General features: G+C 72.2%; 15 protein-coding genes. 4 read left to right on the plus strand and 11 right to left on the minus strand.

The annotated features are described in order from the left end of the window. Positions 1-34 precede the first annotated feature (34 nt). A complete protein-coding gene (locus ACLJQZ_RS28285) occupies positions 35-1,021 on the plus strand; it encodes an Acg family FMN-binding oxidoreductase (RefSeq protein ID WP_410622905.1) in 987 nt (328 codons plus the stop codon). Positions 1,022-1,024: 3 nt separating this feature from the next. Here the strand turns inward: ACLJQZ_RS28285 and ACLJQZ_RS28290 are convergent, their stop codons facing one another. Beyond that, positions 1,025-1,423, minus strand: coding sequence for an HPP family protein (locus tag ACLJQZ_RS28290; RefSeq protein ID WP_410622906.1), 399 nt, complete (start codon positions 1,421-1,423; stop codon positions 1,025-1,027). A gap of 235 nt (positions 1,424-1,658) precedes the next feature. Here ACLJQZ_RS28290 and ACLJQZ_RS28295 point away from each other — a divergent pair, with 235 nt between their 5' ends. Further along, positions 1,659-3,170, plus strand: coding sequence for a WS/DGAT domain-containing protein (locus ACLJQZ_RS28295; protein WP_410622907.1), 1,512 nt, complete (start codon positions 1,659-1,661; stop codon positions 3,168-3,170). Between the two features lie 6 nt (positions 3,171-3,176). Here ACLJQZ_RS28295 and ACLJQZ_RS28300 read toward each other — a convergent pair whose 3' ends face one another. The 4 genes from ACLJQZ_RS28300 to ACLJQZ_RS28315 are packed head-to-tail and all read right to left on the minus strand — an operon-like array spanning position 3,177 to position 7,390. Then, on the minus strand, positions 3,177-4,541 hold the full coding sequence (locus ACLJQZ_RS28300) for a wax ester/triacylglycerol synthase family O-acyltransferase (RefSeq protein WP_410622908.1): 1,365 nt from the start codon (positions 4,539-4,541) through the stop codon (positions 3,177-3,179). A gap of 17 nt (positions 4,542-4,558) precedes the next feature. After that, the gene (locus ACLJQZ_RS28305) at positions 4,559-4,792 is read right to left on the minus strand and encodes an SHOCT domain-containing protein (RefSeq protein ID WP_410622909.1); all 234 of its coding nucleotides are present in this window, start codon (positions 4,790-4,792) and stop codon (positions 4,559-4,561) included. Between the two features lie 13 nt (positions 4,793-4,805). Further along, the gene (locus ACLJQZ_RS28310) at positions 4,806-5,825 is read right to left on the minus strand and encodes an Acg family FMN-binding oxidoreductase (RefSeq protein WP_410622910.1); all 1,020 of its coding nucleotides are present in this window, start codon (positions 5,823-5,825) and stop codon (positions 4,806-4,808) included. Between the two features lie 2 nt (positions 5,826-5,827). After that, positions 5,828-7,390, minus strand: coding sequence for an AAA family ATPase (locus tag ACLJQZ_RS28315; protein ID WP_410622911.1), 1,563 nt, complete (start codon positions 7,388-7,390; stop codon positions 5,828-5,830). A 269-nt stretch (positions 7,391-7,659) separates the two neighbouring features. Here ACLJQZ_RS28315 and ACLJQZ_RS28320 point away from each other — a divergent pair, with 269 nt between their 5' ends. Continuing rightward, the gene (locus ACLJQZ_RS28320; protein ID WP_410622912.1) at positions 7,660-8,637 is read left to right on the plus strand and encodes an Acg family FMN-binding oxidoreductase; all 978 of its coding nucleotides are present in this window, start codon (positions 7,660-7,662) and stop codon (positions 8,635-8,637) included. Positions 8,638-8,674: 37 nt separating this feature from the next. On the opposite strand, the gene ACLJQZ_RS28325 is transcribed toward ACLJQZ_RS28320, so the two are convergent. The 5 genes from ACLJQZ_RS28325 to ACLJQZ_RS28345 are packed head-to-tail and all read right to left on the minus strand — an operon-like array spanning position 8,675 to position 12,098. Beyond that, on the minus strand, positions 8,675-9,922 hold the full coding sequence (locus ACLJQZ_RS28325) for a GNAT family N-acetyltransferase (protein ID WP_410622913.1): 1,248 nt from the start codon (positions 9,920-9,922) through the stop codon (positions 8,675-8,677). Continuing rightward, entirely contained in the window at positions 9,919-10,260 is a 342-nt protein-coding gene (locus ACLJQZ_RS28330) for an ArsR/SmtB family transcription factor (protein WP_410622914.1), read from the minus strand. The genes ACLJQZ_RS28325 and ACLJQZ_RS28330 overlap by 4 nt, the downstream gene beginning before the upstream one ends. Before the next feature lie 28 nt (positions 10,261-10,288). Further along, positions 10,289-10,696: an arsenate reductase ArsC gene (locus ACLJQZ_RS28335; protein ID WP_410622915.1), complete on the minus strand. Its 408-nt coding sequence runs from the start codon at positions 10,694-10,696 to the stop codon at positions 10,289-10,291. Next, on the minus strand, positions 10,693-11,739 hold the full coding sequence (arsB, locus tag ACLJQZ_RS28340) for an ACR3 family arsenite efflux transporter (RefSeq protein ID WP_410622916.1): 1,047 nt from the start codon (positions 11,737-11,739) through the stop codon (positions 10,693-10,695). Before arsB ends, ACLJQZ_RS28335 begins: the two co-directional genes overlap by 4 nt. Then, the gene (locus tag ACLJQZ_RS28345; RefSeq protein WP_410622917.1) at positions 11,736-12,098 is read right to left on the minus strand and encodes a metalloregulator ArsR/SmtB family transcription factor; all 363 of its coding nucleotides are present in this window, start codon (positions 12,096-12,098) and stop codon (positions 11,736-11,738) included. The genes arsB and ACLJQZ_RS28345 overlap by 4 nt, the downstream gene beginning before the upstream one ends. A gap of 83 nt (positions 12,099-12,181) precedes the next feature. Here ACLJQZ_RS28345 and ACLJQZ_RS28350 point away from each other — a divergent pair, with 83 nt between their 5' ends. Beyond that, a complete protein-coding gene (locus tag ACLJQZ_RS28350; RefSeq protein ID WP_410622918.1) occupies positions 12,182-12,661 on the plus strand; it encodes an ArsI/CadI family heavy metal resistance metalloenzyme in 480 nt (159 codons plus the stop codon). Between the two features lie 19 nt (positions 12,662-12,680). Here the strand turns inward: ACLJQZ_RS28350 and ACLJQZ_RS28355 are convergent, their stop codons facing one another. After that, positions 12,681-13,226, minus strand: coding sequence for a hypothetical protein (locus ACLJQZ_RS28355; RefSeq protein WP_410622919.1), 546 nt, complete (start codon positions 13,224-13,226; stop codon positions 12,681-12,683). Positions 13,227-13,251 lie beyond the last annotated feature (25 nt).

Below are 13,251 nucleotides of genomic sequence, written 5' to 3' on the forward strand. Positions count from 1 at the left end.
AGGGGGATCGTCACCCCCGAGCCCGGAGCCACCGATGAGCCGACCACTTCCGACCGTGTTCGACCAGGCCCTCGCCGCGGCCGTGCGCGCGCCGTCCCCGCACAACACCCAGCCCTGGCGGTTCGTCGTGGAAGGGGATGTGATCGAGGTCTGGCTGGACCGGGAGCGCGTGCTGGCCGTCGCGGACCCGCACCGGCGCGAAGCCCGGCTGGCCTGCGGTGCGGCCGCGTTCAACCTCGTCATCAGCCTGCGGGCGAACGGCCTCGCGGTGGTGGTGCGGACGCTGCCCGACCCGGCCGAGCCGGACCTGGTGGCGGTGCTCCGCCTCGACGGCAACCAGAAGGCCGCCCAGGCCGAGCGACGGCTCGCCGAAGCCGTCTTCCGGCGGCACACCAACCGGCGTCCGTTCCTGGACAAGGAAGTGCCGCCAGGAGTGCGTACCGCGTTGAAGTCCGCGGCTTTGGCGGAGGGCGGCCAGGTCGAATACCTCGACGCGTCGGGCCGGTACACGGCGGTGGCGTCGCTGGTCCGGCAAGCCGAGTCACTGCAGGAAGACGACCGGGCTTTCCGGACGGAGACGGCCTTCTGGACCCACCGCCCGCCGGAGAGCCCGGACGGGGTGCCCAAGACGGCGGACGGTCCGCCTCCGGACCACCACGGCGTGGTCACGTTGCGCGCCTCGCACGAAAACGCGGCTTTGCCGGCCCGCGAGTACGAGCAGCAACCGCTCCTCGCGGCGGTGCTCACCCGGGACCGGGGTCCGCACGCGGAAGTCCGGGCCGGGATGGCGATGCAGCGGGTGCTGCTCACCGCGACGGCCGAGGGCCTCGCGGCGTCGTTCCTGTCGCAGCCGTTCGAGACGCCGCGGACCCGGGAGTCCCTGGACCGTCTCTTCACCGGGCGGGGCCAGCCGCACACGCTGCTGCGCATCGGCTACGGCTACCCCACCCGGCTGACGGCCCGGCGCGCGGTCGCCGACGTGCTGACCCACCGCGCCCGACCGGACGTGCCGGCCGGCTGAGCGTCAGCTCGCGCCGAGAGTGCGCAGCACGTCCTGGAAGGTCACCATGCCCACGACCCGGCCGTCCAGCAGCACCGGCAGCGCCCGCACGCCCGCGTCGGTCATCTGCTCGGCGAGCGCGGTCACCTCGGTGTCGGGATTCGCCTCGACGCCCGGTGCGCGCATCGCCGCGCCGGCGGTGCGCACCTGCCGGTCGATCATCACGCCGGAGTCCGGGTCCGCCGGACCACGCGGCGCCTGCACGATGTCGGTTTCGGACAGCAGACCGAGCAGCCGGCCGTCCGTGGCGACCACGGGCAGCGTGGTGAACCCGTGCGCCGCCATCACCTCGGCGGCGTCTTCGAGGGTCGCCGAGGGCGTGACGGCGATGGTGCGGGTGGTCATGATGTCGCGGGTTCGCATGGTGTCTCCGGTCCGATCGCGGGATTCCGACGATGCGACGGGGACGCGGCGCAGGACAGAGTCCTTGGTCCCCAACCCCTCGCCGGAGGGCCCTCCATCGCGCCGGATCCGGGCCGCCGTAGGGCCCGAGTTCCCCAGGGCAGGGGCCGAACGTCGGCGACCGGTGACTTACGGCCCTTGGGCGGGGTCCGCGTCCCTCGCAGAGTGGAGACCAGCGGGGACGAGGAGCGTGGACATGGCAGCGCGGAATCTTGCGGGGCCGCACCGGCGGATGCCGGCCCAGGACGGCCTGTGGCTGCACCTGGACCGGCCGGAGAACCTGATGGTCGTGACGTCGGTGCTGTGGACCCGCACCCCGGTCGATCCCGCGCGGCTGCGGTCGGTGGTGTCCGACCGGCTGCTCGCGCGGTACCCGGTGTACCTCCAGAAAGCCGTGCGCCACGGCAGTGATTTCAGCTGGGAGACCGATCGCGGCTTCGACCTCGCCCAGCACCTGGTGGTGCTGGATCTCCCGGCTCCCGGGACCCGGGCGGTGCTCGAGGAATTCGTCGCCGCGCGACGCGGTGAGCCGCTCGACCCGAATCGTCCACTGTGGATGATCGACCTGCTGCAGGGCTACGACGGCGGCAGCGCGCTCGTCGTCCGGACCCACCACTCGTTGGCCGACGGGATCCGGCTGACCCAGGTGCTGTTCAGCCTCCTCGACCCCGCCGACGGCGAAGAGACGTCGCCGCCCGCGAAGGTCGGTGGCGCCGGTCCGCATCGCGACGCCGTCGCCCAGCCGGTGGTCCGGCTCGCCGCGGAGGCGTTGCGTGCGCTCGGCGGTGCCGGGGCGAAGGCCCAGCGGCAGGCGGCCCGCGTGCATCCGCTGCTCGAGACGGCCGTCGCCCTTCCCGTGCTCGGCGCGACCGCGGCGGTGGGCGTGACCGGCGCAGTCGCCGGGTTCGTGTCCTCGGCCCTGAGCGCCGGCCCGCGACACGTCGTCGACACCGTCGCCGGTGCCGCCACGACCGTCTGGCACAGTGCCACCGGCGTGGGCGAGCTGATGGGACGCTCGAGCGCGACCGGGCTGTGGGACGGCGAAGTCGGCGTCGAGAAGACCGCCGCGTGGGGCGACCCCGTCCCGCTCGCCGACCTGGCCCGGATCGGCCACGACACCGGCACGACCGTCAACGACGTCTGCACCGCGCTCGTCGCCGGCGCTCTCGACCGGTACTTCGCCGCGCACGCCGCCGCCCGTCCCGGTCCGAGCGACCTCGGCTGGCTGATCCCGGTCAGCCTGTCCTCCTTCGACGACGAGCTGCCCGCGACGCTGGGCAACCACTTCTCGCTCGTGCTGGCGCAGCTGCCGCTCGGGCGCCGGAGCTTCGCCGAACGCCTGGCCGCGGTGCACCGTCGCATCGCCCGGATCCGCGACTCCTACGAGCCGGTGCTGACCTTCGGTATGCAGTACGTCATCGCGCGGAGCCCGGCGCCGCTGGGCCTGGCGTTGAGCCGCTACTTCGCCGGGAAGGCGGTCGGGGTGCTCACCAACGTGCCCGGCCCGCGGGCGCCGATGACGCTGGCCGGCGCGCCCGTCGAAGGCATCGTCGGCTGGGCGCCGTGCAGCGGGCATCAGGCGATCACGATCTGCGTGTTCAGCTACGCCGGGCAGGTGCGGTTCGGGTTCGGCACCGACCGCTCGGTGATCCCGGACCCGGGCGAGCTGGTGGCGGGGCTCGCCGCGGAGTTCGCGGCAGTCGGGTGAGCGGGTTCAGCACGCCGCGTCGCGCAGGATCAGGACTTCCCGTTCGATGGCCTTGGCCAGGAGATCGGTCTCCGGGACGGTGTCCGCGTCGGCGGTGATCCCGAACGACATCCGTCCGGCGTAGCTGAGCATCGCCACGCCGGTCCGGACCCGCAGGGCGATCGGGACGTAGGGATACATCGCGACGATCTCGCGTCCCAGCACCGAAAGCGGCTCCGCCGGCCCGGGCACGTTCGTCGTCACGGTGACGACGTTGCGCTGCGGCAGATGTGCCGCGGCGCGGATCGCCCAGGCGATCGGCGCGAACGGTTCGTGCGCGGCCGTCGCGGTGAGCATCGCGCCGGCGTCGGCCTCCTTGTCCGCCTTGAGGGCGTCCAGCCGCTCGTGCACGCGGACCAGCCGTTGCACCGGGTCGGGCACGTCGACGGGCAGCAGGGGCAACAGCAGCGAGACCTCGTTGTCCACTGTGGACCCAGTGCGCACGGAGACCGGCACGAGGGTGCGCACACTGTCCGCTGCCGGGTTCTCGCCGCGGTGCAGCAGCAGTTCCCGGAAGCCGCCGGTGACCGCGGCGAGCAGGACGTCGTTCATGGTGACGTCGAACTTGCGGGCCGCGGTCTTGACGTCGGCCAGCGCGACCGAGGCGATCGAGTACCGGCGGTCGTGGCCGAGCGGCCCGGTCAGCGGCGTCGGGGAGACGGGCAGGAGGGCCGTGCTCAGCGCGGCGAGGCCGCGGGCGGCGTCACTCACGCGGTGCGCCGACCGGTTCGGGTGCAACAGGCTCTTCGCGAGCACGCGCGCCTGGTGCCACGGGTTCCGCAGTACCGTGCCGACCGCGTCGAGCAGGAGCTTCGCGGCGCCGGGGTCGACCGCTTTTTCAAACCGGGCCGGCGGTCCGGACGGTGGATCCCCGAACAGGAGGCTCTGCAGTCCGGCCGCCGCCAGCCCGTCGGCCAGCGCGTGGTGCACCTTGGACAGGATCGCCCAGCGGCCGTCGGGCAGCCCCTCGATGACCCAGAACTCCCACAGCGGCCGGTCGCGTTCGAGTCGTTCACCCATGAGCAGCGCGACCAGGTCGCAGAGGGCCGCCTCGTCGTGCGGGGGCGGAACCGCGATGCGGCCGAAGTGCGCGGCGGGGTCGAACGCCGGGTCGTCGACCCAGGCCGGTGGCCCGAGGTCGAAGGGGACCGTGCGGACCTTCTGGTGGTAGCGCGGGATCCCGTCCAGCCGGGCCAGGACCGCGGCGATGAAGTCGTCCAGTGCAGGCACCGGTCCCTCGACGACGGCCACCGATGCGATGGCCAGCGACGAGCTGGGATCTTCGTCCTCGATTTCGAGGAATGCGGCGTCGAGCGGGCTGAGCCGGTCCATGACGTCCTCTCGTCGGATCAGGCCCCGGTCAGGGCGTCACGGCGGCGTTCGTAGTCCTCGTGGTCGATCTCTCCGCGCGCGAAACGCTCGTCGAGGATCTGCCGGGCGGTCCGGTCCGGGGTGGCCGGCTGCCACCGGCGCCGGAGGACGAGCGCGACGACGATCAACGCGGTCAACAGGAACAGCATCAGCACCAGCATGCCGAGTCCGCCGGCCCAGCCCATGGTTCCCATCTGGTTCCAGTACGGCATGGTGCGGTCCCTTCTAGTGGCTCTGGTAGTGGAAGTGGTCCCTCGGCGGCGCTTCCAGCGGCTGCAGGACATCGGCGAGCTCTCGCCGCGGGGTCGCGAGGAGCGGGTCGGCGTTGGCCGGGCCCCAGCCGGCGCGCAGCACCATCTGCGGGTACGAGCCACCGGTCACGTTCTCGGTGACGGACTCGCGGACTTCGGCGATCTCCAGCGGCTCGGTGAGCGGGCAGGTGGACAGGCCGAGAGCGGTGGCGGTCAGCAGGACCGCGCTGGTCGCCTCGCCCGCGCGCAGCCGCGACATCCGGTCGTCGGAGGCGGTGCTCAGCACCAGCAGCACGGTCGCGTCGTCCTCGGCCTTGGCGTCGGCCGGCTGGGTCAACATCGGGGCGGCGAACGGCCTGGCCCGAAGCGCGCCCGGGGTGTCGTCCGGTACCGGGGTGTTGCGGGACGGAACGCCGTCGAGTGCGAAGTGTCGCCCGCTCCAGGCCGCGAGTTCGGTGCGGTAAGCGGGGTCTTCGGCGTGGCGTTGGGACGCTTCGTCGATCGCGGCCGCCAGGTGGTAGCGGGCCGAGTTCTCGGCCACCTGGAGCACGGTGCCCTCCGAAGCGGCGGCCCGGGCCATCGCCTCGACGTGCCCGCCGGGCACCGCCCACGAGCTGAGGCGCCGGCGGTCGGTGCGCCGCCGCGGGATCGCCGCGGCCATCGCGACCTCGTCCGGTGACGGCTCGTGCCGGTGCAGGGTGACGGCCGCGAGGTGGTCGGGTTCGTCGGGGTTGGGGAACCGGCGTACTTCGGCGGCCCAGCCGAGCGCGGCCAGGCCCACCCGGAGGTGGTGCAGGGCGGCGCCGCAGCTGAGCATCAGGTCCCGGCCGTCCGGGTCGGTCTCGATCAGCTGCCGGTCCTGGTCGGCGTACAGGTGCAGCGTGCTGCTGCCGATCCGCCAGGACCAGGGCTGGGAGTTGTGCACGGACGGGGCGCGGATCGCCATGGCCACCGCGGTCTTGACGGTGAAGTCGTCCCAGAGTCCTCGGTCCATCATCAGCCTGCTTCGCGATCGGTGTGGAGTTCTTCCGACGACTCGACCCTCGCGTCGCCGGCGCTCTCGCCATCAGGGCCGGAATGCTTCCGGACTGGGGACTTTCGGTGTTCGGGCACCAGCCACGCCACCGCTCGCGTGATCGACTCCTGCGGGGTCCCGCTGGTGTCCAGCGGGTGCGCTTCGGGCCACGGGTCGGCGTCTTCGGTCATCCGGTGGGTGATCTCCGGCGTGGCGTCGGACGGGCCGGGCGGGCGTGCCGCGATGCGTTCCTTCGCCACGGCTTCCGGGATCTCACAGCGCACGGCCGGCATCGGGCTGCTCGCCGCTTCGGCGGCGTCGGCGGCGAACCGGCGGTGACGGTCGGCGGACCAGGACGCGTCCAAGACGACGGTTTCGCCGAGCGCCAGCAGTTTCCCGGCGCGACGGGTGAGTTCGGCGTAGGTCGAGTCCGTGTGGGCGCTGTCGTACAGGCCTTGCCGGTAGCCCTCGGCTGGAAGCTGCACGGGCGTCAGCCCGGCCAGCTGCTTCCGCAGCCGATCGGACTGCAGGAGAGTGGCGCCGAGCCGGTCGGCCAGCCCGCCGGCGACCGTGGACTTGCCGGTGCCGGGCGCACCGCCGACGAGGAGCAGCCGGGCGCGGCCGAGCCGCAGGTTTCGCAGCGCGATGTCGGCGTACTCGCGGGCGAGTTCGGCGGTCTCGGAGTCGCCCTGTGCGGAGCGCAGGCACGCGACCTTGACCCGGACGAAGGCGCGGTAGGCGAGGTAGTGGTGCAGCAGCGCCGGGGGAGCGGGGTCACCGGCGAACTCGCGGTAGTCGGCGACGAACTGCGCGGCCAGGTGCGGGGCGCCGAGCCGTTCGAAGTCCATCGCGAGGAAGGCGACGTCGTCGAGGACGTCGACGTGGCGGAGGTGATCGTCGAACTCCAGGCAGTCGAGCACGCGCGGGCCGTCGTCGAGGCAGAAGATGTCGTCGGCGAGCAGATCGCCGTGGCCGTCGACGACGTGGCCTCCGGCGATCCGGCGGTCGAACAGTGCCTCGCGGCCGGCGAGGAACTCCTCGGCCAGTGCCTCGATCTCGATCGCCGTGGCCGCGTCGAGCACGGTGCCGTGGAAGGGCCGGACCTGCTCGAAGCTGTCGCGCCAGCGGGCCCGGACCGCGTCACGAGTCTCGTCCGCATCGATTTCGGGTCCGCGGTCGGCCTGCGCGTGGAACGCGGCGAGCTGCCGGGCGAGCTGCCGGATCGGCGCGGCCAAGGGCGCGTCCTGGCGGACCAGGGTGGAGAGGCGGCGGTCCTCGGGCATGCGGCGCATGACGATGAGGTGGTCGCACACCGAGCCGTCCGGCCCGGTGACGTCGGAGACGCCGAGGTAGACGTCCGGCGCGAGCCGCCGGTTGAGCTCGACCTCGCGGTGGCACACCCGTTCACGGGTCTCGCGGGCGGAGAAGTCGAGGAAGCCCAGGTCGACGGGCTTCTTGAGCTTGTAGGCGAGGTCTCCGACGAGGAAGACCACACCGATGTGGGTTTCGTGCACATCGGCCCAGGAGGGCAACGGAACGGCCATGTTCTTCAGCGTCGACCGGCCTGCGACACGCGTGAAGGGTGTTAGGTCCCCGATCGGGCGCCGGAAGTCCCGACGACGCGGACCGGTGCCGGCTCCGGCGCGGCGGCCAGGTGACGAAAGTCCCTCGGCAAGTGGCCGAACGCCGATATCCGGGCCGGCGGCGGAACCGTAGCGTCGGCGACGCGACTCGCTCCGGCAAGGACTTGCTGCGGCTGGCCGTTCTCGCGGCGAACCGACTGATCGGATCATCCATTGTGGAGGGAGCGGCGATGGCCGGGGACTGGATGAAGACCGAGATCGAGGTGCTCGTGCAGTCGATGACGCGGGCACCGTCGGTGCACAACCTCCAGCCGTGGCTGCTGGACATCGGACCGGACGAACTCGTCGTGCGTGAACGCACCGAGCTGCGCCTTCCGCACCACGACCCGCGCGGCCGCGATCGGGCCGCGTCGTGCGGTGCCGCCGTGGCCAACCTCGAACTCGCGATCCGGACGCTCGGCCGGGTGGCGGACGTCGAACTCTTGCCCGACCCGGCGCGGCCCGAGGTCGTGGCCCGCCTTGCCGCCGGGACCGCGGCGGCGCCCACCGTGGCGGACCTGCACCGGTTCTCCGCGATCGCCCGCCGTGCCAGTCACCGCGCACCCTTCGAGGACGCCCCGGTCCCGGCGGTCGCGCTGCGGCTGATCGGCGAGACGAGCGCGGCGCCGGGTGTCGAGGCCCGCCTGGTCCGGCCCGGCCGGGAGATCGCCGTGGTGGCCCGCCTGCTGCACGTCGCCGCGGAGCACTTCAAAGCCGACGGTGCCTATCAGCGGGAACTGTCGCTGTGGACGATCCGCGACGAACAAGCCCACCGGCACGGGGTCGGCCTTCCCGCGAGCCGGGTGCCGGCGGGATCGGTGCCCTGGGCCGGGCTGATCCGCCGCGCCACCGAGCTGCCCGACACCGCGGAGATCGAGGCGCGCTTGGCCGCGGAGTCCTTGCTGGTCTTCGTCACCGCCGGCGACACCCGCTCCGACCACGTCCGGGCCGGGTATGCGATGGAACGCGCCTGGCTGACCGCGGTCGACCTGGGGCTGGTGGCCGCCGTGCTCACGCAGCCGCTGCACTTGGCCGAGATCCGGTCCGCTCTGCGCCGGGACCTGACGTTGAGCGGGTTCCCGCAGGTCCTCATGCGCGTCGGGTACAGCAGCGAACCGGATCCGGCCGGGCCACGCCGGGCCGTGGAAGAGGTCCTGGGTCAGCCGTGAAAGTACGCGGACGGACCTGGCCGGAGCGGCAGACCGACTACGCCTCGCCGCGCCCGGTGCTCCCGTCCGGCGCGGTGCGGCCCACCACCGGGCTTCGGCGTTCGATCATGATGACGTCGCGCCAGCGGCCGTGGTGCTCACCGATCTGTTCGCGGGTGCCGATTTCGCGGAAGCCGGCCCGCTGGTGGAGGGCGCGGCTGGCGGTGTTCTCCGGGAAGATCCCGCTCTGGACGGTCCAGATCCCCGCGGCCTCGGTCGAGGTGAGGAGCGCGGCCAGCAGGGCGTCGCCGACGCGCCGGCCGCGATGGCCGGGGTGGACGTAGACGCTGTGCTCGACGACACCGGCGTAAACGCACCGCGAGAAAACCGTGCTGACGGCGGTCCAGCCGAGGACGCGCCCGGCGGGGTCCAGAGCCACCAGGCGGTGCGCGGAGAGGTGGGCGGCGTCCCAGGTCGCCCAGCCGGGTGCGGTGGTTTCGAAGCCGGCGTCTCCGGTGTCCAAACCGGACTGGTAGATCGCCAGGACCTGTTCCGCGTGCTCCGGCGTCATCGGGGCGACGTGGACCGGTTTCGCCGCGCGGATGATCGCCGAGTGCAGCCGGTCGCCGACTTCGTGCGTGAGCCGGACGTCGATGCCGAAGAGTCCGGCTTCGCGCAGCAGCGCCCGGTACCTGCCTGCGGTGAGCGCGCCGCCGACACATTCGACCGCGCCGGTGCGGGCCGCGCGTTCGGTGTCGGTGAGCGTGTCGCCGGCGACGATGTCGGTGACGCCGACGCGGCCGCCGGGGCGCAGGACGCGGGCGATTTCGGCGAAGACAGCGGGTTTGTCGGGGGAGAGGGCGATGACGCAGTTGGAAATGACGACGTCGACCGAGGCGTCCGGCAGCGGGATCCGCTCGATCGTGCCCTTGGCGAACTCGGCGTTGGTCACACCGGCCTCCGCCGCGTGCCGACGCGCCAGGGTGAGCATCTCGTCGGTCATGTCCAGGCCGATCACCCGGCCGGTGGGTCCGACCCGGCGGGCGGAGAGCAGCACGTCCAAACCGCCGCCGGAGCCGAGGTCGAGCACGGTCTCGCCGGGGTGGAGGTCGGCGACGGCGAGCGGGTTGCCGCAGCCGAGGCTGGTCGCGGTCACGTCCGCCGGGACGTCTTCGCCGGGGTAGTGGACGGCGCCGAGGCGGTCGGTGTCGTCGGGGCCGGTCAGCAGGCCGGTGCCTTCGCCGGCCAGCGCGCGCCGGGCCGCGGCGGTGTACCGGTCGCGGACGGCGTCGCGGTCCGGGTTCATCGGGCGGCCTCATCGGAGGTGAACGCGACGGCGTCACGGCCCATGACGACGTCGGCCGCGCTGGGAAAGCACGACACGCACGCCTGGTTGACCCGGTAGTGCCGGGCGGTGCCGCGGGGTTCGACGAGGACGAACCGGGTGTCGGTGAGGATCTTCAGGTGCGCCGAGACAGTGGACTGGCCGACGCTCACCTGCTCGACGATCTCGCCGACGCTCACCGGCTCGCAGGCGGCCGCGATCAGGTTGAGGATCTGCACCCGGGTGGGATCAGCGAGGGCCCGGAACCATCCGGCGTAGGTCTCGGCAGTGGCGCGATCCAGCACGGTGACCCCTTTCATCGTCTATCGACGATAGACGATGAAAGGCTCAGGCGGAAGGAGGGGCCAACTCGACGAGCAGGGTCCGGACGCGGCGGTCGATCTCGTCGCGGATCGGGCGGACCCGCTCGACCGGGAGGCCGGCGGGGTCGTCGAGCTGCCAGTCGAGGTAGCGCTTGCCGGGGAAGACCGGGCAGGCGTCGCCGCAACCCATGGTGATCACGACGTCGGCGGCTTCGACCGCGTCGGTCGTCAGGCGCTGGGGGAGTTCGCGGGAGACGTCGATGCCGAGTTCGGCCATGACCGCGACGACGGCCGGGTTGACCTCGTTCGCGGGGGTGGAGCCGGCAGAGTGGACGGTGACCCGGCCTGCGGCGTGGTGGTGCAGCAGCGCGGCGGCCATCCGGGAGCGGCCGGCGTTGTGGACGCAGACGAACAGGACTTCCGGGGTGTTCACGCGGCGACCTCCAGGCGCCGGCGGCGCAGAGTCAGGGATACGTGGACGAGGGCGACGAGTACGGGGACTTCGATCAGCGGCCCGACGACCCCGGCCAGCGCCTGTCCGCTCGTGGCCCCGAACGTCGCGATCGCGACCGCGATGGCGAGTTCGAAGTTGTTGCCCGCCGCGGTGAACGCCAGTGTCGTGGTGCGTTCGTAGGACAGGCCCACGGCGTTGCCGAACGCGTAGGAGCCGGCCCACATCAGTCCGAAGTAGACGAGCAGCGGCACCGCGATCCGGACGACGTCGAGCGGCCTCGCGGTGATCTGTTCCCCTTGCAGGGAAAAGAGAATCACGATGGTGAACAGCAGGCCGTAGAGCGCGATGGGGCCGATTTTCGGCAGGAACTTCGTCTCGTACCAGGCGCGCCCCTTGGCGCGCTCGCCGAGACGACGGGTCAGGTAGCCGGCGACCAGGGGGACGCCGAGGAAGATCAGGACGCTCTTGGCGATCTGCCACCCGGACACCGCGAGGTCGGCTTGCGGCAATCCCAGCCAGCCCGGCAGGACCGAGAGGTAGAACCAGCCGAGCAGGCCGAACGCGAGCACCTGGAACACCGAGTTCAGCGCGACCAGCACGGCGGCGGCTTCACGGTCGCCGCGGGCGAGGTCGTTCCAGATGATCACCATGGCGATGCAGCGGGCGAGGCCGACGATGATCAGCCCGGTCCGGTATTCGGGCAGGTCCGGCAGCAGCAGCCAGGCGAGGGCGAACATCAGCGCGGGACCGACAACCCAGTTCAGCGCCAGCGACGGCCACAGCAGCCGGCGATCGCGGGTGACGGTGCCGAGCCGGTCGTAGCGGACCTTGGCCAGCACGGGGTACATCATCACCAGCAGCCCGAGGGCGATCGGCAGGGAGATCCCGTCGACCTGTACCGCGGACAGCGCCGTGTTCAGGCCGGGCACCCAGCGGCCGGCGAGCAGCCCGGCGGCCATCGCGGCGGCGATCCAGGCGGGCAGGAACCGGTCCAGTGTGGACAGTCGACCGGGCGTCGTCATGCGGGGACGATCGCGTCGCCGGGGACCAGGACGGCCGCCAGCCGGGCCAGCACCTCGGGGTGGACGCGGTAGTAGACCCACGTGCCGCGGCGTTCGCCGGTGATCAGGCCGGACTCGCGCAGCACCTTCAGGTGGTGGGAGATCGTCGGGCCGGTCAGGTCGAACGCGTCGGTCAGGTCGCACACGCACGCCTCGCCGCCGGCGTGGGAGGCGATGAGCGACAGGAGACGCAGGCGCACCGGGTCGGCCATCGCCTTGAACAGCTTCGACAGCTCCACGGCCTGCGGCTCCGTCAGCGGCTCGCGGGCCAGCGGCGAGCAGCAGGCGTCCATCGCGACGATCGGCAGCTGTTTCGGCATGCGTCTATGTTGACACACGTCTATCTAGAGAGCAATCTAAGTCCCGTCGCTGTTTTGATGAACGTCTATCCAAGGAGACTGGGATGTCACGAGTACAGCTCGCGCTGCGGGTCGGGGACCTCGAAGGCTCGATCGATTTCTACTCGAAGCTGTTCGGCACCGAGCCCGCCAAGCTCCGGCCCGGCTACGCCAATTTCGCCATCGCCGAGCCCGCGCTCAAGCTCGTGCTCCTGGAGGGCGAGCCCGGCCAGGCGACGGTCATGGACCACCTCGGCGTCGAGGTCGAGACCACGGACCAGGTCGGCGAAGCCGCCAAGCGCCTGACCGGAGATGGGCTGGAGACGCTGACCGAGGACAACACCACCTGCTGCTACGCGGTCCAGGACAAGGTCTGGGTGCACGGCCCCGGCCAGGAACCCTGGGAGGTCTACACGGTGAAGGCCGACTCGCGGACCTTCGGCACGGACAGTGCGGCGCTCGCCACGCCGGCCACCTGCTGCACTCCTGATGCCGATACCGGCCGGGTCGACGAGGCGGCGCGGCCGGAAGGCTGTTGCTCCTGACCGCGCCGCCGGCGATGGCTCAGTGACCTGCGCCGCGGGGGGTGGGTGTGGCGCTGAACTGGTTCTGCCAGCTGGCCTGCGCACCGGAGTCGCCGATGCGGTAGATGTCGTAGAACGCCGCTCCCGCGGCCACGACCGCCAGCACGGAAAGCACCACGGTCACCGCGGTCGACGCCGGGGCGAGGAACGTGCGACGGCGCGTCGCGACCGCGCTCGAGTCCGTGTCGGCCGCCTGCGACGCGAGGCTTTCGCGGCGGCGCCACCACACCAGCAGGGCCAGGATCGCGACGGGGATCGCGACCCAGAGGGCGGTGTCGCCGAGCTCGGTGTGGGTGCGCACGGCCGGGGTCGAGGCGACGCGGCGTTCGAGCCATTCGCCGGCGTCGGTGGTGATCGGGACCAGGATCACCACCAGGACGGCCAGGATCGCGTTCGGGCCGGCGAGTTTGGCGCGGGCGGCGGGCCAGAGCGCGCTGAGCACCAGCAGCAGTGCGGCCAGCGGGAGCAGGACGACGATGGCGTGCACGAGCAGAACGTGGGCGGGCAGGCCGTTGACGGTGGTCATGGTGTCCTTTGTGGAGTGCGGATGG

The organism is Amycolatopsis sp. cmx-8-4 (genome assembly GCF_046548675.1).
Lineage (GTDB): Bacteria > Actinomycetota > Actinomycetes > Mycobacteriales > Pseudonocardiaceae > Amycolatopsis.

Bases quoted from the DNA above. Each gene is read 5' to 3' on its own strand.
- ACLJQZ_RS28285 (WP_410622905.1), top strand. From the start codon at position 35: ATGAGCCGACCACTTCCGACCGTGTTCGACCAGGCCCTCGCCGCGGCC.
- ACLJQZ_RS28290 (WP_410622906.1), bottom strand. From the start codon at position 1,423: ATGCGAACCCGCGACATCATGACCACCCGCACCATCGCCGTCACGCCC.
- ACLJQZ_RS28295 (WP_410622907.1), top strand. From the start codon at position 1,659: ATGGCAGCGCGGAATCTTGCGGGGCCGCACCGGCGGATGCCGGCCCAG.
- ACLJQZ_RS28300 (WP_410622908.1), bottom strand. From the start codon at position 4,541: ATGGACCGGCTCAGCCCGCTCGACGCCGCATTCCTCGAAATCGAGGAC.
- ACLJQZ_RS28305 (WP_410622909.1), bottom strand. From the start codon at position 4,792: ATGCCGTACTGGAACCAGATGGGAACCATGGGCTGGGCCGGCGGACTC.
- ACLJQZ_RS28310 (WP_410622910.1), bottom strand. From the start codon at position 5,825: ATGGACCGAGGACTCTGGGACGACTTCACCGTCAAGACCGCGGTGGCC.
- ACLJQZ_RS28315 (WP_410622911.1), bottom strand. From the start codon at position 7,390: ATGGCCGTTCCGTTGCCCTCCTGGGCCGATGTGCACGAAACCCACATC.
- ACLJQZ_RS28320 (WP_410622912.1), top strand. From the start codon at position 7,660: ATGGCCGGGGACTGGATGAAGACCGAGATCGAGGTGCTCGTGCAGTCG.
- ACLJQZ_RS28325 (WP_410622913.1), bottom strand. From the start codon at position 9,922: ATGAACCCGGACCGCGACGCCGTCCGCGACCGGTACACCGCCGCGGCC.
- ACLJQZ_RS28330 (WP_410622914.1), bottom strand. From the start codon at position 10,260: ATGAAAGGGGTCACCGTGCTGGATCGCGCCACTGCCGAGACCTACGCC.
- arsB (WP_410622916.1), bottom strand. From the start codon at position 11,739: ATGACGACGCCCGGTCGACTGTCCACACTGGACCGGTTCCTGCCCGCC.
- ACLJQZ_RS28345 (WP_410622917.1), bottom strand. From the start codon at position 12,098: ATGCCGAAACAGCTGCCGATCGTCGCGATGGACGCCTGCTGCTCGCCG.
- ACLJQZ_RS28350 (WP_410622918.1), top strand. From the start codon at position 12,182: ATGTCACGAGTACAGCTCGCGCTGCGGGTCGGGGACCTCGAAGGCTCG.
- ACLJQZ_RS28355 (WP_410622919.1), bottom strand. From the start codon at position 13,226: ATGACCACCGTCAACGGCCTGCCCGCCCACGTTCTGCTCGTGCACGCC.